Origin of the sequence: Streptomyces sp. NBC_00414 (assembly GCF_036038375.1) — a bacterium.
Lineage (GTDB): Bacteria > Actinomycetota > Actinomycetes > Streptomycetales > Streptomycetaceae > Streptomyces.
In genome coordinates, this window is record NZ_CP107935.1 from 2,543,099 (window position 1) to 2,566,593 (window position 23,495).

Here is a 23,495-nt window from a genome sequence, read left to right on the forward strand (position 1 = left end):
CTAGGAGAACGATGACAGTCCGCACCACCTCCCCCTCCTCCCCCGACTTCTCGTACGTCGAGGACGTCTCGCCCGGGACCGGCGCGCTGCCGCCCCGGTCGTGGTACGCGTCCTCCGACGCCGCCTCCCTCTCGCTGAACGGGAGTTGGCGTTTCCGGCTGTCCGCGACGGCCGACGCCGAGGACGACTCCTTCGCCGGACAGGGGTACGACTGCGGGGACTGGGCGGAGTTGACGGTGCCCGGGCACTGGGTCCTCCAGGGCGGGGTCGGGACCGGGGACGGCGGCGGGGCCTTCGGCGCACCGATCTACACCAATCACCGCTATCCCTTCCCGGTGGACCCCCCGAGGGTGCCGACGGAGAATCCCACCGGGGACCACCTGCGGTTCTTCGACCTGCCGGACGACTGGCCCACGCTCCTGGCGAAGGGCGCGGACGCCGACGGGACCGGGAGCGCGGTCCTGCGCTTCGACGGCGTCGAGTCCTGCGCCCGGGTGTGGCTGAACGGCACGGACCTCGGGGAGTTCAAGGGGTCCCGGCTGCCGCACGAGTTCGCGGTGGGACACCTGTTGCAGCCCGCCGGGAACATACTGGCCGTGCGGGTCCACCAGTGGTCGGCGGGCTCGTACCTGGAGGACCAGGACCAGTGGTGGCTGCCCGGCATCTTCCGGGACGTCACGCTGCTGCACCGGCCCGAGGGCAGCGCGCGCGACTTCTTCGTGCACGCCTCCTACGACCACCGCGAGGGCACCGGCACCCTGCGCGTGGACTCCGACGTGGACGGGCGCATCCTCGTCCCGGGCCTGGACATCGATGTCGAGACCGGACAGGTCATCACGGTGCCCGTGCGGCCGTGGACGGCGGAGACACCGCACCTGTACGACGCGACGCTGGTCGTGCCCGGGGAGCGGATCCCACTGCGCATCGGCTTCCGTACGGTCGCGCTGGAGGACGGCCTGATCAAGGTCAACGGCAGGCCGCTCCTCTTCAAGGGGGTCAACCGGCACGAGTGGCACCCCGAGCACGGCCGCGCCCTGGACCTGGAGACCATGCGCGAGGACGTGCTGCTGATGAAGCGGCACAACGTGAACGCGGTACGCACCTCGCACTACCCGCCGCACCCCGCTTTCCTCGACCTGTGCGACGAGTACGGGCTGTGGGTCGTCGACGAGTGCGACCTGGAGACCCACGGCTTCACCGAGCAGGCGTGGCGCGACAACCCGGTGGACGACGACCGCTGGACCCCGGCGCTCCTGGACCGGGCGGCCCGCATGGTCGAGCGCGACAAGAACCACCCCTCGGTCGTCATCTGGTCGCTGGGCAACGAGGCAGGCACCGGACGCGGCCTGACCGCGATGGCCGAGTGGATCCGAGGCCGGGACGGATCCCGTCTCATCCACTACGAGGGCGACTGGAACTGCCGTGACACGGACGTGTATTCACGGATGTACGCGGACCACGCGGAGGTCGAGCGGATCGGCCGGGGCCTGGACGGCGGCCCCCTCAAGCGGCGCGAACTCCCCTTCATCCAGTGCGAGTACGCGCACGCCATGGGCAACGGACCGGGCGGACTCGCCGACTACCAGCGGATCTTCGAGGCGCACGACCGTATCCAGGGCGGCTTCGTCTGGGAGTGGATCGACCACGGCGTCAAGGACCAGCGGTACGGCTTCGCGTACGGCGGTGACTTCGGCGAGGAACTGCACGACGGGAACTTCGTCTGCGACGGGCTGCTCTTCCCCGACCGCACCCCCTCCCCCGGTCTCCTGGACTACAAGAAGGTCGTCGAGCCGGTCCGCATGGAGGGCGACGGCGTCGACGGCGTGGTCCGGATCACCAACCGGTACGACTTCGCGGACCTGTCGGCGCTGGCCTTCACCTGGTCGTACGACGTCGACGGCGAGTCGGTGGCGACTGGCACCCTGACCGTGCCCGCGCTCGCGCCGGGCGACTGCGCTGACGTGAAGCTGCCCGAGCCGCCGGTGGACGCGCGCGGGACGGAGACCAGGTGGACGGTTCGGGCGGTGCTCGCAGGGGACACGGCCTGGGGCCCGCGGGGGCATGTGGTGGCGTGGGTGCAACTGTGGTGTTCGCCGAGGCAGTTGCTCGGTGTCACGGCCAGCAGTCGCCCCGCCCTCGACGGCCGGGGAGGCATCACGCTCGGACCGGCCGTGTTCACCGCCCGCACGGGTGAGTTGGCGACCCTCGGCGGGCTCGACGTCGGCGACCTGAAGCTGGACGTGTGGCGGGCCCCGACCGACAACGACGAGGGCGCGCCCTGGCAGCCGGACATCCGCTACGGCGTGCTGTGGCGCAAGCTCGGCCTGCACCGGATGCAACACCGACTGGACGCGGTGGAGTTGTCCGAGGAAGCCCTGACGGTACGCACCCGGGTGGCGCCCGCCGCGGCGGATCTGGCGCTGCGCACGGTCTACCGGTGGACCTCCGACGGGACGAGGCTGAGGCTGGCCGTGTCCGTGACGCCGGAGGGCGACTGGCAGGTGCCGCTGCCCCGGCTGGGCGTCCGCCTCGGGCTGACCGCCGCGGACCGGGTGAAGTGGCACGGCGGCGGCCCCGGCGAGGCGTACCCGGACACCGGTTCGGCCGCGATGCTGGGCCGTTGGGAGTCCACGGTCGACGACCTGCAGACGCCCTACGTCCGGCCGCAGGAGAACGGCGCCCGCGCCGGCGCCCGCTGGGCGGAGGTCGGCCGGGGGCCGGACTTCCCGGCCCTGCGCGTCGAGGGCGGGTCGGAGTTCTGGCTCACGGCCCGCCGCTGGACGAGCGAGCAGCTGGACGCGGCGAACCACCTGACGGACCTGACACCCGGCGACACGGTGTGGGTCAACCTCGACCACGGCCAGCAGGGCATCGGTTCGCAGTCCTGCGGCCCGGGCGCGCTGCCGCGGTACCAACTGCAGGTGCGGCCGACCGAGTTCTCGTTCGTGTTCTCGGTGCCGGAGCAAGGGGGCGCTTCCTGAACAAGGGGGCAGGTACTAGAAGTCGTCCACCCGGACCACGATCCCCGTCCAGCCGGAGAGCACGGCCGCCGTGCCCGCCCGGACCGCCGCCGCGCAGCGGGCCGCGGTGAACGATGCGGGGTCGTAGGTCGAGGACATGCCCAGCCCCTCGCCGCGGAAGGACGCCCCGGACCAGTCGACCGCGGTCACGTTGTGGGTGGGCTCGGCCAGTTCCGCGCCCACCACCAGGAACTGCTGGGAGAGATGGTTCGGGGTGACCGTCGCCAGCGCGTCGATCAGGTCGTTGCCGGCGCCGACGACGAGGTCGGGCTTCATCGCGATCACCCGGTCCGCGGCGTGCACCATGTCGGCGGGGTCGGTCACGGTCTCCGTGCGCAGGTCCACCTGCTCACGGTCGGCCCAGTCCCGTACCGCGGTCACGAGTGCCTTCGTCGGCCGGTCGTCGCCCGCTGTCAGCAGGACCACCCGGTAGCCCTCGGAGGGCCGTACCGCGGACCACGAACCGGGCCGCGGGGTGATCGTCGCCTCCGGCGCGGGTGAGGCGGCCGGATCGACGAACCCCGCGCCCAGCGCACCGACGGCGGAGGGCCGGGGGCGCGGCTGCGACCAGTCGTCGCCGTCGCCCCCGCATCCGGTGACGACGGCGGTGGCGAGGACGACGGCCGCGGCCAGAGCGGTGGCGGCCAGGAGCGGGCGGCGCAAGACGATCGTCCTCCGTGACGGGGCAAGGGCGGAAACAGGGGCGGGGGCAAGGAGGCCGGGACAAGGAGGCCGGGGCGGGTACGGCCACCATCCTGCGCCCCCGCTGACCAGCATCTCCATCCGCTCGGCCTTGATCGGGAAGGTGTTCCCCCACGGTTCGCCGAACGGCCGACTCCGCTTCACTCCGGACCAGCACGGTGCACGGGCAACCTCAAGGAGCCCCATGTCACACCCTGTGCGCCGCCCCCTGGCCGTTCTGGCCGCGGCGGTGTTCCTCATCCTGCTCGGCCTCGGCCGGCCCGCCTCCGCGCACGGCTTCACCTCGACCGTGTACGCCCATGTCACCGACGGCGGTGACGACCGGCTGCGGACCGAGCTGAAACTTGAGTACGACCTCCTGGTGGTGTCCGCCGCCGACGCCGGACACGACGACCCGCTCTTCCGCACCGGGACCGGGGCGTTCGACGCCGGGGACACCGACGCGCAGGCCGCCGCGCTGGAAGCCCACCGCGCGACCGTCCTCGGCTACGTCACCCGGCGCTTCACGGTCACGGCGGCCGGTGACGCCTGCCGGCCCGCCCCGGCCGGCGGTTTCCGCATGGGCCGCGAGGAAGGCGTGCCGTACGCCCTGCTGACGCTCGACTGGACCTGTGCGGGCGGCGGCGACGACCACGTCACCGTCGACCACGAGATCCGCAGCGGCCTCTTCCCGGACGCCGAGGAGTACGTCAAGGGAACCAAGACCATCGCCACGTACGACGTCGGCGGTCGCACCGGCAGCGCGGCCCTCGACGCGGCCCATCCGGCCTTCTCCCTCGGTCAGTCCTGGACCGAGCGCTTCTGGGAATTCTTCAGGCTGGGCGCCGAGCACCTGCTGACCGGCGTCGACCACATCCTGTTCCTGCTCGCGCTCATCGCCGGATCGCGTCGGCCGCGTGAGATCGTCCTGGCGGCCACCAGTTTCACGCTGGCCCACTCGGTGACATTCCTGCTCGCCGCGCTCGGCCTGGTGGACGTGCCGGGGAGCGTCGTGGAACCCGTCATCGCGCTGTCCATCGCCGTGGTCGCGGGCTGGCACCTGTGGCGCATCCGGCAGCGCGGTGTGCACGTCACCGACCTGCCTGTCGCGGACGGCGGCGGACACTTCGCGCTGGACCGCGCCGGATGGACGCGCCTGGGTGTCGTGTTCTGTTTCGGGCTGGTCCACGGGCTGGGCTTCGCCGGAGCGCTCGGGATCGACGCGGCCTGGTCGTGGACCCTGCTGTGGTCGCTGCTCGTCTTCAACGTCGGAATCGAGGCCGTGCAGTTGGCCATCATCGCGGTCCTGTTCCCGCTGCTGCTCCTGCTGCGGCGCCGCTCCCGCCGGGCGGGCCTGTGGGCGACCGGCACGATCAGCGCGGGCGTCGCCGCCATGGGGCTGGTCTGGTTCGTACAGCGCACGTTCGGCCTGTGAGGGCCCACCCGACACCCCCGCACCCCGCTCACCTGGATGTTCAGCAGACCCCGCGACCACATTTGTGCGGGGTTCACCTGGCACCGAAAGCTTGACGATCTCCATTGCGTGCACACCGCACGCACACGGCAGAACAGAAGAAACGACACGTCATGAGAACAAAGCTCTTCGCACCGGCCGGAAGACCGGTGCGGCGCCGCGTGGCGGGCACCGCCGTCGCGGCATCCGTGGGCCTGATCCTGGCCCTCGGCGGTGGCGGACTCACGACCCCCGCGGTCGCCGCCGACTCAGCCACCCTCACCGGCATCGTCCTCGGCGTCGGCGCCGACGAGACCCAGCGCACCGTCAGCTGGTACTCCTCCGCCGACACCACGCAGAAGATCCAGGTAGCCCCCACCGCGCTGGTGACCGCGGGCGAGTTCCCCGCCGACGCCGCCACGTTCGACGCGCTGGGCGGCGCCAACATCACGACCAGCGGCGGCCACAACCGCCACGCCACCATCACCGGCCTCAAGGAGAACACCGCCTACTCCTACCGTGTCGGCGGTGAGGGCAACTGGTCGACCGCGTACGCGTTCCGCACGCAGGACTTCGAGGGCGAGTACGACTTCCTCTTCCTCGGCGACCCGCAGATCGGTTCCTCCGGCGACACGGCGAAGGACCAGGCGGGCTGGCAGGACACCCTCGACGTGGCCACCAAGGCCAACAAGGACGCCGAACTCCTCGTCTCCGGCGGCGACCAGGTCGAGAGCGCGAACAACGAGTCCCAGTGGAACGCGTTCCTCGCCCCCGACCAGCTGCGCCAGGTGCCGTTCGCGGCGACCATCGGCAACCACGACGTCGGCGGCAAGGCGTACGAGCAGCACTTCTCCACGCCGAACACGGACCGGTCGGGCGCGTACTACTCGAACGGCAACCCCGCCTCCAACACCTCGGGCGGTGACTACTGGTACATCTACAAGGATGTGCTGTTCATCGACCTGAACAGCAACAGCTATGCCACCTCGCAGGGCGGCGGCGGTGACGAGGCGCACACCAAGTACGTCACGGACGTCATCAACCAGCACGGCTCCGAGGCCAAGTGGAAGGTGCTCGTCTACCACCACTCGATCTACTCCCCCGCCTCGCACGCCAAGGACGGCGACAACAAGGCGCGCCGCGTGGACTTCCCGACAACGTTTTCCAAGCTCGGCGTCGACATCGTCCTCCAGGGCCACGACCACAGCTATTCGCGCAGCTACCTCATCAAGAACGGTGAGAAGGCCGACAAGGACGAGCAGCCCGGCGCGGCCGACGTCTACCCCGGTCCCGGCGGCGTGCTGTACGTCACCGCCAACTCGGCCTCAGGCTCGAAGTACTACGACATCACCAAGCCCGACAGCAGCGGTACGAGCGGTGCGGGCAACGGCGCCGACCCGCTGAACCCGGACAGCTACTGGTACAACTCCGTCCAGAACCAGGAGCACGTCCGCAGCTACGTCAAGGTGCAGGTGCGCGACGAGAAGCTCGTCGTGGAGAACATCCGCAGCGGCACCTGCGCGGCCCCCAACTCCGAGGTGGAGCACGGCGACTGGTGCAACAACACCACCGAGGACCAGCCCGTCGGCTCGGTCGTCGACAAGGTGAGCGTCCACCCGTACAACGGTGACGGCCAGTCCCTCCAGGTCAACGTGCCGGACGCGGCCCCGGGCGAGTTCGGCTGGACCATCGACGGCTACAACGGCCTGGTGGACCTGGGTACCGCCAAGGAGGAGAACGGTGACCACTTCACCGCCTCCGGCAAGATCAACCCGATCCTCGTCACGGACTCCCGCCGTTCGCTCTCGCCGTGGTCGGTGTCGGCCGCTGTGAGCGACTTCAAGGACGCCGACAAGACGTTCCCGGGCTCCTACCTGGGCTGGTCGCCGTACATCCTCGACCAGGGCGCGGGCGCCGAGGCCGGTGCCTCCGTGGCCTCGGGCTACGACGACCAGGGCAAGGGCCTGTCCGTCTCGCGCGGCCTCAGCTCGGCCGACCAAGGCCACGCCCGCGGCAAGGCGAGGCTGGGCGCCGACCTGGACCTCAAGATCCCGGACAGCGTCCGGAAGGGCGGCTACCGCGCCACCCTGACGATCACCGCGCTGAGCAGCTGATCACCGCCGCGCGACCCGCTCAACCCGCTCAGCCCGCTCAACCTGTTTGACCAGCTCCATCAGCGGGGCAGGCGATCGGCTCACCGGCCGCCTGCCCCGCCCTTTCCAGCACCACCCAAGCCCGGAGAGCCCCGCCATGCGCATGTCCCCGACACCCCGCCGTACGCCGCCCACCGACCCGAGTCGCCTCATCCCTCGGTACGCGATCCTTGGGTACGCGATTCCGCGTCACACGCTCCTGCGGTACGCGGTCCTGGCGCTGCTGGTGGCTCTCGCGTTCGCCGGTACGTCGGCGGAGCCGGCCCGGGCCTCCGAAGGTGACGTGACCTGGACGGTCCGAACGGCCGCGAACGGGTACGGGGACGACCGCTCCAGCTTCAGCTACGGCGTCAACCCCGGCAGTCAGGTCGAGGACGCCATGGTGGTCGCCAACCGCAGCAGGAGCGAACTCACGCTGGCGCTGTACGCGGCCGACGGCTACACCACCGAGAAGGGCCAACTCGACCTCCTCACACGGGAGAAGAAGTCCCTCGGCATCGGCGCCTGGGTCCGCGCCACGAAGACCAGCGTGCGGATCGCGCCGGGCAGGACGGCGGAGATCCCCTTCACCGTCGCCGTCCCGCGCGACGCCACCCCCGGCGACTACGTGGGCGGCATCCTGACCTCGCTCAAGCAGTCCGACGACACCGACGACACCGAGGGCATCGCCGTCGACCGCCGCCTCGGCATCCGGATCAAGCTGCGGGTCAGCGGCGCGCTGAAGCCCACGCTCGCGGTCGAGGACCTGCACGTGGACTACCGGGGCACGGCGAACCACTTCGGCCAGGGCGACGCGACGGTCACGTACACGCTCCACAACACGGGCAACGCCCTGCTCTCCGGCGCGCAGAAGGTCACGCTGACCGGCCCCTTCGGCACGTCGGAGACGCGGGCCGGGAAGATCGCCGCCGCGCCGGAACTTCTCCCCGGCGAACGCTGGAAGGTCGAGGTCCCGGTCCACGACGTCACCCCCGCCCTCCGCCTGACCGCGAAGGCGACGGTCACGCCCGCGCTCACGGACGCGGCCGGTTCGACCACGTCCCTCAAGCCCGTCGAGGCCACGACCACGGGCTGGGCGATCCCCTGGACCCTGGTCCTGCTGATCGTCGTGCTGCTCGCCGGGGCCATGGGGGCGTACGTCCTCCGCCGCCGCGCCCGCACCCGCCGCAAGGAGCGCGAGGACGCGCGGGTACGGGACGCCGTGGAACGGGCGCTCCAGGACCGCACCCAAGGCACCCAGGACACCCGTGCCCCGCACTGACTCAGAAGTGTCCTGGTTGTTCCGCCCCGAGAAGTCGGGTGAGGGCGCCCCGGGAGCGGACTCCGAGCTGGGTGAAGACGTTCCGCAGGTGGTACTCGACCGTGCGCGTGCTGATCGAGAGCTTCTGCGCCACTTCGCGATTGGTCGCGCCCTCCGCCACCGAGCGGGCTATGCGCAGTTGCTGGGGGGTGAGCAGGCCGAGGGAGCCGGTCTCGGGCGCGGTGGTGAGCGTGTCCCCCGCCGCACGCAGTTCCGCGCGGGCGTGCTCGGCCCACACGTCCGCGCCACACTGCTCGAACCCCAGGACGGCGGCGCGCAGTTGGGGCCTCGCTTCCACGGGGCGGCGCCTGCGACGCAGCCACATCCCGTAGGCGAGCTGGGTCCGGGCGTGCTCGTAGGGGCCGTTGGCCTTCTCGTGTTCCGCCAGTGCCTCGGTGAACAGTTCCTCGGTCCGCCCGTCGCTCGACACGAGGGCCCGGCAGCGCGCCAGCAACGCAGGCGCCTGCGGATCGGCCCCCATGGCCGCCCACACGGCGTACTGGTCGATCAGGGCCGCCGCGTCGACGTCGTGGCCCGCGAGCACGGCTGACTCGACATAGCAGGGGACCACCATCACCCAGAGGCCGAAATGGCCCTGCCGTGGGCCGCCTTGGACGAGGGGGGCCAGGCGGGCGGCAGCGTGTTCGGCGTCTCCGTGCCCGAGGTCGGCGCGGGCCTGCGCCCATTCGGCGAGTGTGCTCGTCTGACTGAGTCCGTGCGCGTGGGCGGTACGCAGCGCCGCCTGGGCGTGCGCGGCGACGGTGGCGGGGCCGCCCGCGATCGAGGCGGCGAGCGCGAGCACGGCCGACAGACCGGCCACCACGTTGCGTTGACCGCTTTCGCCCGCTGCCTCCAGACCGGCCTCGGCGTGCACGCGGGCCTGGTGGTAGCTGCCTTCCCGCAGTTCGGCGTAGGCGAGGTGCTCAAGGATGCGCGGTACGAGTGCCGTCGATCCCGCGGCGCGGGCGGTGGCCAGCGCGATGCCGAGCACCTGGCGTGCCGTCGCGAGGTCGCCCAGCATGAGGGCGATCGTGCCGGCCGACATCAGGCCGGGTGCGTCGGCACGGGCTGTCAGGATGCCGAGCACGGGACGCAGCAGCGCGTTGGCACGGCGGAAGTCCCCGTTCATCACGCAGCGCATGCCGTCGCGGTAGTCGCGCCAGAAGGCGTCGACCGGGTCACGGCCGGCCGCTTCCTGCTGTGCGGCGCTCCCGGGACCGTCGGGGGCGCACAGCGCGTCGAGGGCTCCGCGGTATCCGTCGCGGTCGCCGCCGGCCCAGGCCGCGAGCGTGGCGTGTACGCAGGCCGTACGTGATTGGGCCGGGTCGCTCGTACGGGAGGCGGTGGCGGTGAGGAGGAGCAGGTTGTAGGCGTCGGTGACCGGACCGTCGTGCAGCAGCCGGAGGCCTTGCGTCAACTCGACGCTTTCACCACTCATGTGCATCACCGTTCCCTGCGGCACCACTATTCCCTGTGGCCCCACTGTGCCGAGCGTAACGAGCGACGGACGGGCTCGTGCGCGATTCCTTCTATTGCCGACCGGCCGTCCAGCAGGGCCCCCTCGGTGGGCGACCGGTGGGCGACTGGTGATTCCACCGATGCGTACGAGGCGCGGGGCTTCCTACGTTGCTGTTGCGCTCGACGAACGGATCCGTGGAGACAGATCCGTGGAGCCGGATCTGTGGAGCCGAATCCGTGGAGAGCGCTCGTGCCACCGCTCAGGAAAGAGGTACCGCCATGTCTCATCGCGCGTCACGTCGCAAGCTCACGATCGTGTCCGTCGGCGTCGCCGGCGCCCTCGGTGCCGCCGGACTCACGCTGCTGCCCTCGATGGCCTCCGCCGCCCCGTGTTCCGACGTCGAGGTGGTCTTCGCCCGCGGCAGCGGCGAGGTCCCCGGGCTCGGCATCGTGGGAGCGCCGCTGGTGAGGAACATCAAGAGCGGGCTGCCGGGCAAGTCGGTCACCTCGCACGCCGTCGACTACGCGGCGAACTTCTCGCAGACCAGCGCGGGGCCCGGTGCCTCCGCCATGACGGACCACGTCAGGTCCACCGCGGCGAACTGCCCCGACACCTCGTTCGTCCTCGGCGGCTACTCGCAGGGTGCCAGTGTCACCGACATCGCCCTCGGCATCCGTACGACGCTGGGCACCGGCCGGACCATCCCCACCGATCTCGCGCCCCGGGTGAAGGCCGTCGTGGTCTTCGGGAACCCGCTCCAGTTGTCGGGCAGGACGATCAACACGGCGAGCGGGCTCTACGGGGCGAAGGCGAAGGAGTTCTGCAACACCGGCGACCCGGTGTGCGGCAACGGGCGCAGCACGGCGGCGCATCTCAGGTACCACGTCAACGGCAGCGTGCAGACGGGGGCGAGTTTCGCCGTCGACAGGATCGACGCGGGCTGAGCGCGTCCGGCGTCACCGCGGCGGTCCGCTCCTGACATCTGTCAGGTACGTGCCGCGCGGGTCCTCCTTACGGTGAGTGCCGAACCCGACCACTCACGCAGTCACGAGGGGACTTTTCATGCGCAGGATCGCCAGGGCCGCGGCAGCCGTGTCACTCGCAGTCGGTGTACTGACCACCGTCGGCTCGACCACCGCCAGCGCCGCCACGGAGCACGGGTGTCAGGACGGGTACGTCTGCATCTACCCGGGCGCCGGATGGAACAACGATCAGCCGTCGCACGTCTACTACGACTACGGGTCCTACAACCTGAGCGGCATGTTCGGCACGTACCGCATCTTCAACAACCAGACCGGTGAGGCGACCATGAGCACCTGCACCGGTTACAACGGCACGGGCTGCGAGGGGAACCTGCCGAGCGGCTGGTTCATCGACAAGAACATGACGCCGATCAACTCGATCACGCTCCAGCCGTAGGTCTCGTGTCATAGGACCTGTACCGCGTCACGCGGGAACCACGGGTCGGGCCTCCACGGGGGAAGGCCCGGCCCGCTCCGCGCTCCCGCTGTGCCGTCGTCACCTGTCCAGGCGCAGGTCGCGGGCCGTTCGGCCGTAGTGCGACTTGAGGCCGCGGGCCAGGTGGCGCGGGTCGTGGATGCCCCAGCGGGCGGCCACGGCGGCCGTCGTGCGGCTGTCATGGGCCGGGTCGAGGAGGTCGCGCCGTACGCGGCCGAGGCGTTCGGCGCGCAGCCAGGTCGCGAACGGGGTCCCGGAGCGGCCGAACAGCCGGTGGAGCTGACGGGCGGAGATGCCGTGGGCCGCCGCGACCGACTCGACGCACAGGGACGGGTCGGAGATGTTCGCCAGGGCGTAGACGCGGATGCGGTCGGCCAGTTCGGTGGCCGTGTCCGCCCGGCCCGCCTCCGTCTCGGTGAAGGCGGCGATCAGGAGCGACACCAGGGCGTCGCCCACATGCGCCTGCGCGGGACCGGCCAGTTCGTCGAGGTGGGTGCCGAGTCCCCGCAGAAACCCGGAGAACACGGCCTGCGCCCCGGTGCCGGCGGGCAGCCGGCGGGCCGCGCGACCGGCCACCACCCCTGCGTGCGGCCCCAGTTCGGTGCGCGAGACGCCGACGGCCAGCACGTCACACCCGTCGGGGACGGCCATGCGATACGGGCGTGTCATGTCGAGGACCACTAAGTCACCCCGGTAGGCCCGGGACCGGCTGCCGTCCTGATCCACCTCAGCAGGGACGGCCGACCCGTGCAGGGTGATCTTCAGCAGTTCGGGATCCGTGGACGAGATGGCCCGGGTCGACCGCCGGACCAGATGCGCCGAGCCCCGGACCCGCGCCACCGCGGCACGGCCGACCGCCGCCGCGTCGATGTCGGCCCGGAACGCGCTCCCGTGCCCCTCGGCATCCGAGGCCGCAGCCGTCACGGCCAGCGGAGCGAGGACCGTCGACGCGGCGGTCTGCAACTCCCCGACACTGGCCTGGTGTACGTGTAAAGCGCCACCGTTCATGGGGCCGCTCCCTGCTCGCCGGGCATCTGACCGGTATACCGATCGCTGTGCCCGTCAGTCACCCGCTCTCCCGGGGCGCGAAGAGGCGACGGCTCCGGCAGGCAATGGAGACTTCGCACGCCCCCTCCCCCCTACCTTCTTCTGGGGGGGAGCGACGTCGGCTGGAACCCTCACCACAGTTCCAGCCGACTGCTCCTCACCGGGCCCGGCTGCCCATCCCCCGGGCCGTTACAGGTCCGCGATGGTTCCCCCGAGGCTGGCGTGCTGCATCCAGGGGCCTCCGGGGGTGAACTCGGCTGTGTGCCATACGGTGTTGTCGGCGCCGCGGTAGAAGACTTCCAGACGGCCGTCGGCGTTACGGGCGGCGGTCGGGCCGGAGATGTCGAGGCTGCCGGTGTCGTGGCGGAAAGGCGCCCAGGCGCCGTTGACCACCTTGTAGTGGTTGATGTGGGTGGCGTGGGAGCGGGCGAAGACCTCGATCTGGTTGTTGGAGTTGAGGACGGCGGCCGGGTGGTGGCTGAGCGGATCGCTCGCGCTGGAGACCTGCTGCCAGCTGCCCCAGCTGCCGTTGGGGCTGAGCTGGGGCAGGTGCCACAGGGCTCCGTCGGCCCCGATGGTGAAGACGTGGATGGTGCCGTCACCGCCCAGGATGGGTGTGGGGTCACTGTGGAGGATGCCACCCCGGTCCACCCAGCCCCCGTAACCGCCTCCCGGGCTGCTCTGGGCGTTCTCGTAGAGGTGGTTGTCACCGCCACGAGTGAAGATCACCAGGCGGCCGTCCTCGGCCTGGATGAGGGAGGGGTCACCGATGGTGCCGCCGCCCGGCGTGGGCCAGCGGCCCTGTTCGCTGGTCCAGGTCCCCGACGGTGCGCCCTGCTGGTAGGTGACCGCGACCTGCCGGTTGGTGTCGGCGACGGCGACCTCCATGCGGTCGTCGGCGTTACGGAAGACCGCGGGCTCGCTGGTGATCTTTCCGTTGAGGGTCTTCCAGATCCAGTCGCCCGTGCCGCCGTTGGGTTTGGTCTGGTAGTCGCACCACAGGGAGTTGTCGGCGCCGCGGGCGAAGACCTCCAGGCGGCCCTTGTCGGAGGCGGGGAAGACGACCGGGTTGGTGGTGATGATGCCGCCCAGGTTGACCCAGTTGACGGCCGCCGGCCAGACGCCGGGCGAGGTCTGGGTGAGATTGTGCAGGGCGTTGTCCATGCCGCGGGCGAAGATGGCCAGCCGCCCGTCGGCGGCCTGGGCCACACGGTGCCCACCGGAGTACAGAAGTCCCATGGTCGATGTCTCCTTGCAGGCGATGAGTGATGGCGGGGGGTGCCGCAGGTGCGGATCGGTCGATCCACAACATCGCGGTCACAGAACGAAGTTATCCGGGCACCTACAGTGACGAAAGAGGTGCGCGGAGTATCCGCCCGAACGAATCACCACCCCCGCCTCAAACCTGCCAGCAGGGGCTTGAGCTGCGGAAAGTGCTCCACGGCGCGCACCGGCGCAAGCGGCGGATGCGGGTTGTCAGCGGCCCGGCACCCGGACCTCCGCCCACACCGTCTTGTACGTTCCGCCCGTACAGAGGGTCGCCCCCCACCGCTCGGCCAGCGCGTCGACGAGCAGCAGTCCGCGACCGCCCTCGTCGTCCTCACCGGGGCCAGGCAACTCCCGTAGCACGGGCCGTCGTTCGGGGAGCGCGTCGGCCACCTCCACCCGTACGACGTCCTCGCCGGACCGCATGACCAGCCGTACGCGGAAGTCTCGGCCCTTGACCCGCCCGTGCGTCACCGCGTTGGCCGCCAGCTCGGCGACGACCAGGGTGACGGACTCGCTCGCCTCGCTGTCGTACACGTACCCCCACACGTCCATCCGGTTCGCGACCAGCCGCCGGGCGAGCCGGGCCCCTCGCGGGGTGCAGCTGAAGAGCTGGGTGAACGTACGTACGGTGACGGGGACTTGGACCCCGATGTGTCCTTGCATGGGCCAAAGGTCCAGGGTGGCCGGGCGGCCGACCAGCACCGACACTCGTACGCCGCACTCCGTACGAGTTCACTCCGTGGACAGTCGGAGTGACTTTCCGTGACCATGAGTTCATGACCAACAGCACGGCGAACGAGCAGGGGAGACGGCTGCCGCCGAGGGTGTATGTCGAGCGCGCGGAGGAGGTGTTGGACGCGTTCGGAGTGCTTCGGGCGGCGGCGAAGTACGCGACGCGGCAGCCGGGTCTGGCGTCCTGGTTCCGCAAATGGGCGGACCTGGAGGGGCAAGCGATCACTCTGTGCACGTACGAATGCCGGGTGATTCCGGGTCTGTTGCAGACGGAGGCGTACGCACGCGCGGTGATCTGGAGCGTGCCGCTCCGACCGACCGATGAGCAGGTCGAGCAGCGGGTGGCCGCGCGCTTCGCACGGCAAGAGCTGCTCAGCACGAGCCCGGAGCGGCCTACCGCATTCAACTTCATCATCGAACAGGCCGTCCTGGAACGACACACGGGCGGCGAGGACGTGACGCGCGAACTGATCGACCACCTGCTCGACGTGAACGAGCGGCACTGGAACGTCGAGATCCAGCTGATGCCACTCCGGCAACCCGTGCACGCGGGGCTCGACGGACCGATGCGCTTGCTGGAAACCCCTGAGCACGAATGGTTCGCGTACGCGGAAGGCCAGAAGACCGGCCACTTGATCAGCGACCGTCAAGCCATCAGCGTGCTCCAGCAGCGTTATGCCAAGATGCGCTCACAGGCACTCACCCCAGAGGACACGGTGAGCCTGCTCCAGCAGATGCGAGGGGCGCTATGAACAACAACACGACCGAACTCACCTGGTTCAAGAGCAGTTACAGCGGCTCGGAGGGCGATGACTGCGTCGAAGTTGCCGCCTGCCCCGCCACCATCCACGTCCGTGACTCCAAGAACACCCGCGGGCCTCAGCTCACCCTCTCCCCCAGCGCCTGGGCGGGATTCATCCTCGACCTCAGTGGTCCGCGCAGCACGGCGTAGGGTCCGGGACCTCGAACGGGACCAGTACCCCGCCCGCGGCCGGTTGCAGCGTCAGGACCAGCTCACCGTCCTGCCACTGCGGCCGTACGTGGTCCCGGGTCACCACCCGCTGCGAAGGCGGCGGCTCGCCGGGGGCACCCAACACCACCACCCTGCCGATCGCGGAGCGAGCCAGCAGCTCCGCGACCGTCAGCGTGCCGGTCAGGTCGGCCGAGCCGGGGTAGACGACGGCCCGGCCCACCTCGTCGGGTGCGCCGGCCGTCACCTCGTAACCCTTCGCCGCAAGGCGTCGCGCGGTGTCCGCGGACGCCGTGGCGAACGACAGCACCACCCGAGGCCGCTCCCCGCGTACCAGGTGCGTGCAGCCGAACGTGCCCTCAGGGGGAGCGAGTTCGGCTGCCAGCTCCAGCAGCAGGTGGTCGGCCGCGCGCAGCTCGGGTACGTCGGCGTCGACCGTCGTCACGTAGGGCGGACGGGTCACGCGGGCAGGACCCAGACCGGGTTGGAGTAGAACCACAGGTCCTTCCACGGGTCCGCGTCGCCGACGACGTCGATCGCGGGACCGGCGGGGTCGACGGCCGCACCGCGCGCGCCGACGGCGGACCGGTTGCCGTCCGAGCCGCGCAGGCGCAGGTACAGCGGGCGGTCGACGCGGCCGAGGGAGTACGTGATCCGGACCGTGCCGGTCGTCTTGTCGACCTCGTACGACTTGACGACCTTCGTGGTCGGCGCGACGAGGGTGTCCCTGTCGGCGGCGGGGCCGGTCACGTCACCCTGGATGACGTCGACGCGGGCCAACTTCGGGATGAATCCTGCCCAGTTCGCGTCCTGGGCGGGCGCGATGTCGACGGTCAGCGTGACGTTCGTGCCCTTCTTGACGTGCAGTGCGCCACCTAGGGTCGCCCAGCGGCTGCCCCCGGAGACCCGGACGTCGAGGCCGCTGATGAGCTGGCCGTGGTCGACCCAGACCCGTCCGGCGCGGATGCCGTCCATCACGGCGGCGTACGAGAAGTCCTCGGCGCCGACGTGGGTCCTGCTGTACTGGCCGGGCCAGTAGTCGCCCTGCGTGGTGTCGATCTGGCCGTTGTAGACGGGGTCGCCGTAGCGGCCGTCGGTGTTGAAGTCGCCGCCACCACGTGCGGCGGTGTCCGCGTACACCTGGTGGGAGTCGGAGTTGGCGCTGATCCACCAGGCCTTGCCCTCGGCGAGCAGGCTGTCCCACAGGCCGCCGACCGTGGACGTCATCCAGTCGAAGCCGCCCCAGGTGCGGTAGCTCTCCGGCGGGTAGCCGGGGAAGGAGTTGGCGCTCGGGTTGTTGTCGTAGATGCCACGCGCCCGGCCCATGCCGAGGGGGGCGGGGAGGCCGGCGGCCTGGTGGCCGGGGGCACCCTCGAAGCCGACGGCTATCTGGTGGCTCGCGGGGGTCGCGTCGCGCCAGGCGCGGATCTCGTGCGGGGAGTCGACACCGCGGCGCGCCGGGTGGTTGGCGAGCATCAGCGCGTCCTTGACCTTGCGGCGCTGGACCTGCTCGCCGAGGAACGCGATACCCGCGACGGCGAGCGCCTCGTTGGCGGGCGTCGAGTCGGAGGCGTTCTTCACGCTGCCGTCGTAGTCGTTCTCGAACTGCTTGAGGACGGAGACCTCGTTCTTGCCGGGGTGCACGAAGACCGTGCCGTGCTCGGCGCCCGGGATGTTCCATTCGAGGCCCTGGAAGACGAGGGTGTCCTCGTACGCGTCACGGGCTCTCTTGATGTCCGGGTTGACCTTGTCGACGCCGATCTTGGCGTGCGCGGCGCTGCCGTGGTCCGTGATGACCAGCCAGTCCATGCCGTGCCTGGCACCCTGCCTGACCTGGTCGACGACGCGGTACTTGCCGTCGCTGCTGTACTGCGTGTGGATGTGGTGGTCGCCGGCCAGCCAGAGGAAGCCCTTGCCCTTGCGGCCACCGGAGGAGTTCCGGGCGCCGGTCGCGGTCTGCGCGGCGGCCGTTCCGCTCGCCGCCGCGCCGAACGCTCCCACAGTGGCCAGACCAGCGCCGAGCAGGCCCGCGCGACGGAGCATGGAACGGCGCGACTGCTGCTCGGGGGTCAGGGCCTCGTCGGGTACGGAGGTGTCGAAGGCGGCGGGGAGCGGGGCGCTGTCGTGCCCGTGGTCATGGTCGTGACCGTGGTGACGCCCGTGTCCGTGCCCGTGACTGTGTCCGTGCCCCATGTCGGCCTCCTGAGTCCGGCGCCGCAGGTGCGGTCGCGCGCTATGGAGACTCGATGTGAAACATGAACGCCGGTCGACACGGGAGTGATCTGCGGGCGACTCCGGCACGGCAGCTCGCCTCTGTTCTCACAGTTTCCCCAACTACCCTTGTACGCCACACTAGTTGCCCTTGAGGCTCCCCCACGTCACACCAGCCCAGTTCCCGTACTTCTCGCACGTCCCCGCACTCCTCCCACGCTCCCTCCGACTGGAGGCACCCCCCATGAGAAGACTCATCGGCACCCTGATGGCCGGCGCGCTGGCCGTCGCCGGGCTCAGCACCACCGCCACGGCCGCCGCCTCCCCCGCTCAAGCGGCTGCCGCGGCTCCCTCCTCCGGCACCTTCAACGTCCTCACGTACAACGTCGCGGGCCTCCCCGAGGGGCTCAGTTCCGGCAATCCGGAGGTGAACACCCCGCTGCTCGCGCCCCGGCTGGGCGCGTACGACATCGTGAACGTCCAGGAGGACTTCAATTACCACGCGGCGCTGTACGCGGGCGACAACCACCCGTACCGCACGGCGACCAGCGGCGGTGTGCCCTTCGGCGACGGCCTGAACACCCTCTCGGACCACACCTTCGAGGACTTCGAGCGGGTGGGCTGGAACAACTGCACCGGCACCAACTGCCTTACGCCCAAGGGATTTTCACTGGCCCGGGTCCGGCTCGCGGAGGGTGTCTTCGTCGACCTCTACAACGTGCACACGAACGCCGACGACACGGACGACGCCCTCGCCGCGCGGCGCGCCAACATCGAGCAGCTCTCGGACTTCGTCCAGGCCAACTCGGCGGGCAACGCGGTGATCGTCATGGGTGACACCAACACCCGGTACACCCGCTCGGGCGACAACATCCGTACCCTCGCGAGCGAGAACGGGCTGACCGACGCGTGGGTCCAGCTGGTCCGCGGCGGCAGCGCGCCCGCACAGGGCAGTGACGCGATCGTCTGCCCCACCACCGCGCCGACCAACTCCTGCGAGGTGGTGGACAAGATCCTCTACCGGGGCAGCAGCCTGGTGAACCTCTCCGCGACCCGTTACAACAACGAGTGGGCGAAGTTCCTGGACTCGGCCGGCGGCAACCTCTCCGACCACTTCCCGCACACCGTCGACTTCTCCTGGGCCCTGCCCGCGAAGCTCCGCGCGAGCGACTTCTTCGGCGGCCCGCACGGCACCGCCTTCAACGACGCGGACGACCTCACGGCCACGCCCTCGCCCCGCACGCTGACGCTCCGCGGTGGCTCCCGCCTGGACGCGGTGTCGCTCACGCTGGACGGCGGTACGTCTCTGGCCCACGGCGGGACGGGTGGTACGGCCGCCTCCCTCACCCTCGCCACCGGCGAACACCTCACCTCGGTGAAGCTCACACAGGGCCAGAAGGACGGCCGGACCCGGATCTTCTCGGCGGCCTTCACCACCGACAAGTCCCGTACGGTGTCGGCCGGTTCGGCCACGTCGGACGCCGTGACGTACACGGCTCCGGCCGGCTGGCAGATCGTCGGCTTCACGGGCCGAGCGGGCACGGAGGTCGACAAACTGGGGGTCCTGTACGCCCCCATCGGCTGAGCCGGCTCGCCTGCGGGTCCGGCGGGGCGGGCCCAAAAGATCGCGCAGTTCCCCGCGCCCCTTCAGGGGCGCGGGGAACTGCGCAACGGGGGCGAGGGGGCGCAGCCCCCATGCAGTGACGGGAAGGGTAGGGGCGGCGGGGGCGAAACCGGTCCGTACGAGAGGGACACGGTCGCTATCCTGGCCTGCACACCCTAGGAAGGGGTTGCAGAACATGGCCCGTGCCGGACTCACGGCTGAGCGGGTCGTAGCAGCCGCCGCCGACCTCGCAGACGAGGTGGGCTTCGACAACATCTCCCTCTCCGCCCTGGCCAGACACTTCGGCGTGAAGGACGCGAGCCTGTACTCCCATGTCAGGAACCTGCACGACCTGCGAACCAGAATCGCCTTCCTCGCGGGCGGCGAGATGATCGACCGCATCGCCGACGCGGTGGCCGGCCGCGCCGGCAAGGACGCCCTGGCCGCCTTCGCGGACGCCTACCGGGAGTACGCCCTGGAACACCCCGGCCGCTACGCGGCGACCCAGATCCGCGTCGACCAGAGCCTCGCGGCAACGTCCCCCGCCTTCGCACGGACCGCCGAGGTCACCTACGGGATGCTGCGCGCGTACGGCCTCGACGAGCCCGACCTCACCGACGCGGTACGCCTGCTGCGCAGCACCTTCCACGGCTACTGCGCCCTGGAGGCCACCGACGCCTTCGGAGCCTCCCGCGACGTACGGACATCCTGGACCCGAGCCATCGAAGCCCTCCACATCACGCTGCGGCACTGGCCCACCGCAGTCGAGGGCACGCCGTCATGACGACGATCTCGACGCTCGCCGCCGCAGCCGACGCCCGCAGCCGCGACGGGTTCGCCCTCGTCGCGGTCGACGGAATGGGGGGCGCCGGGAAATCGACCCTGGCCGCGGCCCTTGCCGAGGCTCACGGCGCCGCCGTTGTGCATGGCGACGACTTCTACCGCCCCATGGACGCGCAGGAGCGCGCCGGGCTGGATCCCGCGCAGGGCTACCAGCGCTATTTCGACTGGCAGCGGCTGCGTGACGAGGTGCTCGCCCCGCTCGCCGCCGGCCGCGGGGCCGCCTACCGGCGCTACGACTGGAGTACCGGGGAACTGGCGCCGGACGAGATCCACACCGTCTCCCGCTCGGGCCTGGTCGTCGTCGAGGGTGTCTACACCGCCCGGCCCGAACTCGCCGACCACTACGACCTGTTGGTCTACGTCGACACCCCGCACGCGGAATCCATGCGCCGACTCCGGGAGCGCGGTCACGATCACGGGCCGATCGACTGGGAGTCCCGCTGGCGCCTGGCCGAGGAGCACTACGTGGCCACGACCCGCCCTCGGGAACGGGCCCACCTCGTGGTCCCCGGCCATTGAACGCCCGACACCCGAGGACTTGAGGAGGCGTACCGATGAGAGCCGCACTTCCGACCGGCAGGGCCGCAGCCGTGTGGACGCTGCTGTCGGCGGTCCTGGTCGGCCTGTCCGTCGCCTGCACCTCGTCGAGCGACAGCGGCGGCGAGTCCGCGTCGTCCTGCGCGTACCTGGCCGAGTACCGGAACCGCACCTACTCGGGCGCGGAAGCCGACGGTTTCACCCTCGGGGACAAGCTCGGTACCGCCACCCTTCCGCCGTGCGACGACACCCCGAACGACGACAGCGACGGTGAAGCGGCGGCCTCGACGACCGCCCATGCGATCGAGGGAGTGGATCCCGGCATCGCCATCGCGTTGGAACAGGCACCTGACGACGTCATCTTCGTCAACCTCGACTCCCCCACGAAGCTGCCCGAGATCAAGAAGATGATCCGGTCCCAAGCGGCCCGGGGGTGAGGGGACGCGGAGGCTGCTCGGCCGCTCTCTTCCTCCGCGCCACCCCACCGAGCGACACACGTCCCGCGAACCACTTAGACTGAAAGCTTCGCCGGTATCACGTGCCGCCCCGGGGGAGGAAGCGGACCTTGTCCCAACCGCAGCTCCGACGCGGCCCGTTGAGACCGGACCCCGAGCCGCACATACCGCACGGGCCGCGCCCCGCACGCCTGGTCCGCTGGCTGGGCGGACTCGGCGCCGCGGCGGCGGGCTACGCGGTGTTCCAGTCCCTGGTGGGCGTCCTGCCGGACAACATCGGTGGCCAGTCCGCGCGTTACAGCATCGCCGTGGTGAGCGGGCTCGGCACGGCCCTCGCGGCCTGGCTCTCGGCGGCGCTTCTCCGGGCCCGGCACGAGGACAACTCGCCAGTTGTGACAGGCCAGTTGACCGCATCCGGTACGGGCCTGTCGGGTCCCGGGCCACTCACCGACGTCTTCTCCACCGCGTACGGCACGCTCTCCGAACAGATCTGCGTGGTCGACGACCCCGTACGCGGGCGCCTCACCGGCTGGCCGCACTCCCTCGGCGAGAGCGGCCCCGGCCGGCCCACCTCCGTGGGCACCGCGTACGGCCTGCACATCATGCTCGACCTGGGGATGCCCGAAGGGCGGGTCGGCGCGGGCGACCTGATCGACACGCTGTGGCGGCTGCGCCTGCCGGACGGCGGCTGGTCGGCGCGTTCGCAGGGCTCCCAGGCCCGCCCGGAGGTGACCGCCCTGGTGCTGGGCGCGCTGGCCAGGGCCGGCGCCTCCAGGGAGCGGCTCGCCGCGGAGGTGGCGCTCTGCGAGGCCGGCTTCACCCACGAACTCGACCGCACAGGGCGCGAGTTGACCCACGTACTGACGACCGTGCTGCGCGGCCTGCTGCGCGCGGCGCCCGACTCGGCGGCGCTGCCGCTGTTGCGTGACGCGCTCGTCGAGGGCGCGGTCACCGATCCGCGCCGTCTGCACCACCGCTGCTGGGGGTACCGGCTCGCCCCCCTCCACGGACCGCCGTCGCCGCTGCACACGGCCCAGGCAGTGGTCGCCCTGGACCGCGCGGCCCGCGTCCTGGGCAGCGAGAGCGCCAACGCGTCCGCCGCCCGCGAGGACGGCGTGCGCTGGCTGCTGGCCTGCCCGGACGCCCCGCACGACGCCTGCCTGGACCTGTCCAACCTCCGCGAGGACGTGCGCAGGCCGCGCACCGACGACCCGTCCCGCCACGAGGTCCTGAACGTCCGGCACTTCACGGCCTCCTGGATCGTCCGGGCCCTGCTCACCCCCGGCGCCCGCGACATCGCGCGCGAGGACGGCGTCGAGGAGGGGTGGCGCGAGCGGCTGAACGGCGCGGCGAGCGCCGTGTGGGCCGGGCAGACCGACGGCATATGGACCTGGGAGCGCGACGACGCCGGCGAGCTGCGCCGCCCCATGTGGATGACCTACCAGGGTCTTTCGGCACTGCGGGCGCATGCCGTATGGATGTACCAACCGTAGATCCACCAACCGAACGGCTGAGCCGGAGGAACGTGCATGGGTGGCCGACAGGTCCTGGCGGCGCGGCAACTGCTGGCCGAGTTACTGCACGACGAACTGTCCGAGCACGAGCAGCTGTCGGCGGCCCGCTCGGTGGTGGCCGAACTCGGCTCCTCCGAGCGCCTGTTGGAGCTGACGGCCGAACTGGCGTCCGGTGAGGGGGATCCGCACGGCTGCGCCCGGCTCTCGTACCGCCACGTCCTCGGTTTCGACAAGCTCCTGCTCATCGACGACGGCCCCCATCACATGCTGCGCGCCCATCTGTGGCATCCGGGGCGCGGCGCGATCGGCAAGGAGGACATCCACAACCACCGCTCCCCGCTCGCCTCCTCCGTCGTACGGGGACGCCTGTCGATGGAGTTGTACGCGCCCCGCGGCGACGCCCAAGGTGAGGCACGCGGTGACACCCGTGGTGACGGCCCCGGCGGGATCGCGGCGGACCACTACCAGGAGTCCCTGGCGGACGGTTCGGCCGACTGGCTGCTGGAGCCCACGGGCCCGGCCCGGCTGCGTCTCACCCAGGTCGCGCAGTACGCGGCGGGCAGCACCTACGCCCTGCCCGCGCACACCCTGCACCGGGCGTGGTGCGACACGACCGAGCCGACGGTGACGCTCTTCCTGGAGACGGGGAACGGCCGGCGGCGGCACACCGACGTGTTCACAGCGGCGGGGCCCCACCCGGGGGCCGTACCGAAGGTGCCGCTGGACGTGGACGACTACCTGAGCGAACTCGACGCGCTGGCGGAGCTGCTCAGAAGCTCTTGATGTTCGT

At 70.9% G+C, this 23,495-nt stretch carries 21 protein-coding genes; 14 read left to right on the top strand and 7 right to left on the bottom strand.

Annotated features, from left to right (window positions below; translation table 11 throughout):
- Nucleotides 1-11 precede the first annotated feature (11 nt).
- Nucleotides 12-2,981 carry a glycoside hydrolase family 2 TIM barrel-domain containing protein gene (locus tag OHS59_RS10870; RefSeq protein ID WP_328493186.1) on the top strand — a complete coding sequence of 990 codons (2,970 nt, stop codon included), beginning with the start codon at nt 12-14 and terminating at the stop codon, nt 2,979-2,981.
- 15 nt (nt 2,982-2,996) lie between these two features.
- Here OHS59_RS10870 and OHS59_RS10875 read toward each other — a convergent pair whose 3' ends face one another.
- Nucleotides 2,997-3,683: a hypothetical protein gene (locus OHS59_RS10875; RefSeq protein WP_328493187.1), complete on the bottom strand. Its 687-nt coding sequence runs from the start codon at nt 3,681-3,683 to the stop codon at nt 2,997-2,999.
- 223 nt (nt 3,684-3,906) lie between these two features.
- Here OHS59_RS10875 and OHS59_RS10880 point away from each other — a divergent pair, with 223 nt between their 5' ends.
- The 3 genes from OHS59_RS10880 (at nt 3,907) to OHS59_RS10890 (ending at nt 8,568) form a co-directional block, all read left to right on the top strand.
- On the top strand, nt 3,907-5,136 hold the full coding sequence (locus OHS59_RS10880; RefSeq protein WP_328493188.1) for a HupE/UreJ family protein: 1,230 nt from the start codon (nt 3,907-3,909) through the stop codon (nt 5,134-5,136).
- Between the two features lie 152 nt (nt 5,137-5,288).
- A complete protein-coding gene (locus OHS59_RS10885) occupies nt 5,289-7,268 on the top strand; it encodes a metallophosphoesterase family protein (protein WP_328493189.1) in 1,980 nt (659 codons plus the stop codon).
- Nucleotides 7,269-7,404: 136 nt separating this feature from the next.
- Nucleotides 7,405-8,568 carry a COG1470 family protein gene (locus OHS59_RS10890; protein WP_328493190.1) on the top strand — a complete coding sequence of 388 codons (1,164 nt, stop codon included), beginning with the start codon at nt 7,405-7,407 and terminating at the stop codon, nt 8,566-8,568.
- A gap of 1 nt (nt 8,569) precedes the next feature.
- Here the strand turns inward: OHS59_RS10890 and OHS59_RS10895 are convergent, their stop codons facing one another.
- Nucleotides 8,570-10,045 carry a helix-turn-helix transcriptional regulator gene (locus OHS59_RS10895; RefSeq protein WP_328493191.1) on the bottom strand — a complete coding sequence of 492 codons (1,476 nt, stop codon included), beginning with the start codon at nt 10,043-10,045 and terminating at the stop codon, nt 8,570-8,572.
- Between the two features lie 299 nt (nt 10,046-10,344).
- Here OHS59_RS10895 and OHS59_RS10900 point away from each other — a divergent pair, with 299 nt between their 5' ends.
- Together OHS59_RS10900 and OHS59_RS10905 are read left to right on the top strand one after the other, a co-directional pair.
- Complete coding sequence (locus OHS59_RS10900) at nt 10,345-11,010, top strand: cutinase family protein (RefSeq protein ID WP_328493192.1); 666 nt, start codon at nt 10,345-10,347, stop codon at nt 11,008-11,010.
- Between the two features lie 118 nt (nt 11,011-11,128).
- Nucleotides 11,129-11,485, top strand: a complete 357-nt coding sequence (locus tag OHS59_RS10905) for a hypothetical protein (RefSeq protein WP_328493193.1) — start codon at nt 11,129-11,131, stop codon at nt 11,483-11,485.
- A 99-nt stretch (nt 11,486-11,584) separates the two neighbouring features.
- Here the strand turns inward: OHS59_RS10905 and OHS59_RS10910 are convergent, their stop codons facing one another.
- The 3 genes from OHS59_RS10910 to OHS59_RS10920 form a co-directional block, all read right to left on the bottom strand.
- On the bottom strand, nt 11,585-12,532 hold the full coding sequence (locus OHS59_RS10910) for a helix-turn-helix domain-containing protein (RefSeq protein ID WP_328493194.1): 948 nt from the start codon (nt 12,530-12,532) through the stop codon (nt 11,585-11,587).
- 228 nt (nt 12,533-12,760) lie between these two features.
- Nucleotides 12,761-13,810 carry a hypothetical protein gene (locus OHS59_RS10915; RefSeq protein ID WP_328493195.1) on the bottom strand — a complete coding sequence of 350 codons (1,050 nt, stop codon included), beginning with the start codon at nt 13,808-13,810 and terminating at the stop codon, nt 12,761-12,763.
- A gap of 237 nt (nt 13,811-14,047) precedes the next feature.
- On the bottom strand, nt 14,048-14,503 hold the full coding sequence (locus tag OHS59_RS10920) for an ATP-binding protein (protein WP_328493196.1): 456 nt from the start codon (nt 14,501-14,503) through the stop codon (nt 14,048-14,050).
- Between the two features lie 113 nt (nt 14,504-14,616).
- On the opposite strand from OHS59_RS10920, the gene OHS59_RS10925 reads away from it, so the two are divergent.
- Together OHS59_RS10925 and OHS59_RS10930 are read left to right on the top strand one after the other, a co-directional pair.
- A complete protein-coding gene (locus tag OHS59_RS10925) occupies nt 14,617-15,324 on the top strand; it encodes a DUF5753 domain-containing protein (RefSeq protein ID WP_328493197.1) in 708 nt (235 codons plus the stop codon).
- Nucleotides 15,321-15,524: a DUF397 domain-containing protein gene (locus OHS59_RS10930; RefSeq protein WP_328493198.1), complete on the top strand. Its 204-nt coding sequence runs from the start codon at nt 15,321-15,323 to the stop codon at nt 15,522-15,524. Before OHS59_RS10925 ends, OHS59_RS10930 begins: the two co-directional genes overlap by 4 nt.
- Here OHS59_RS10930 and OHS59_RS10935 read toward each other — a convergent pair.
- Nucleotides 15,499-16,005: a hypothetical protein gene (locus OHS59_RS10935; RefSeq protein ID WP_328493199.1), complete on the bottom strand. Its 507-nt coding sequence runs from the start codon at nt 16,003-16,005 to the stop codon at nt 15,499-15,501. The genes OHS59_RS10930 and OHS59_RS10935 overlap by 26 nt on opposite strands.
- Entirely contained in the window at nt 16,002-17,735 is a 1,734-nt protein-coding gene (locus OHS59_RS10940; RefSeq protein ID WP_328493200.1) for a PHP domain-containing protein, read from the bottom strand. Before OHS59_RS10940 ends, OHS59_RS10935 begins: the two co-directional genes overlap by 4 nt.
- A 262-nt stretch (nt 17,736-17,997) precedes the next feature.
- Here OHS59_RS10940 and OHS59_RS10945 point away from each other — a divergent pair, with 262 nt between their 5' ends.
- The 6 genes from OHS59_RS10945 to OHS59_RS10970 all read left to right on the top strand — a co-directional run bounded on the left by OHS59_RS10945 (nt 17,998) and on the right by OHS59_RS10970 (nt 23,488).
- Nucleotides 17,998-19,338 (top strand): jacalin-like lectin, encoded by a 1,341-nt coding sequence (locus OHS59_RS10945; RefSeq protein ID WP_328493201.1) that lies wholly within the window; start codon nt 17,998-18,000, stop codon nt 19,336-19,338.
- A gap of 214 nt (nt 19,339-19,552) precedes the next feature.
- Nucleotides 19,553-20,140 (top strand): TetR-like C-terminal domain-containing protein, encoded by a 588-nt coding sequence (locus OHS59_RS10950; RefSeq protein WP_328493202.1) that lies wholly within the window; start codon nt 19,553-19,555, stop codon nt 20,138-20,140.
- Nucleotides 20,137-20,718 (top strand): uridine kinase family protein, encoded by a 582-nt coding sequence (locus OHS59_RS10955; RefSeq protein ID WP_328493203.1) that lies wholly within the window; start codon nt 20,137-20,139, stop codon nt 20,716-20,718. Before OHS59_RS10950 ends, OHS59_RS10955 begins: the two co-directional genes overlap by 4 nt.
- A gap of 35 nt (nt 20,719-20,753) precedes the next feature.
- Nucleotides 20,754-21,173 (top strand): DUF6281 family protein, encoded by a 420-nt coding sequence (locus OHS59_RS10960; RefSeq protein WP_328493204.1) that lies wholly within the window; start codon nt 20,754-20,756, stop codon nt 21,171-21,173.
- Between the two features lie 128 nt (nt 21,174-21,301).
- The gene (locus OHS59_RS10965) at nt 21,302-22,684 is read left to right on the top strand and encodes a hypothetical protein (protein ID WP_328493205.1); all 1,383 of its coding nucleotides are present in this window, start codon (nt 21,302-21,304) and stop codon (nt 22,682-22,684) included.
- 36 nt (nt 22,685-22,720) lie between these two features.
- Nucleotides 22,721-23,488, top strand: coding sequence for a hypothetical protein (locus tag OHS59_RS10970; RefSeq protein ID WP_328493206.1), 768 nt, complete (start codon nt 22,721-22,723; stop codon nt 23,486-23,488).
- The last annotated feature ends 7 nt before the right edge of the window (nt 23,489-23,495 follow it).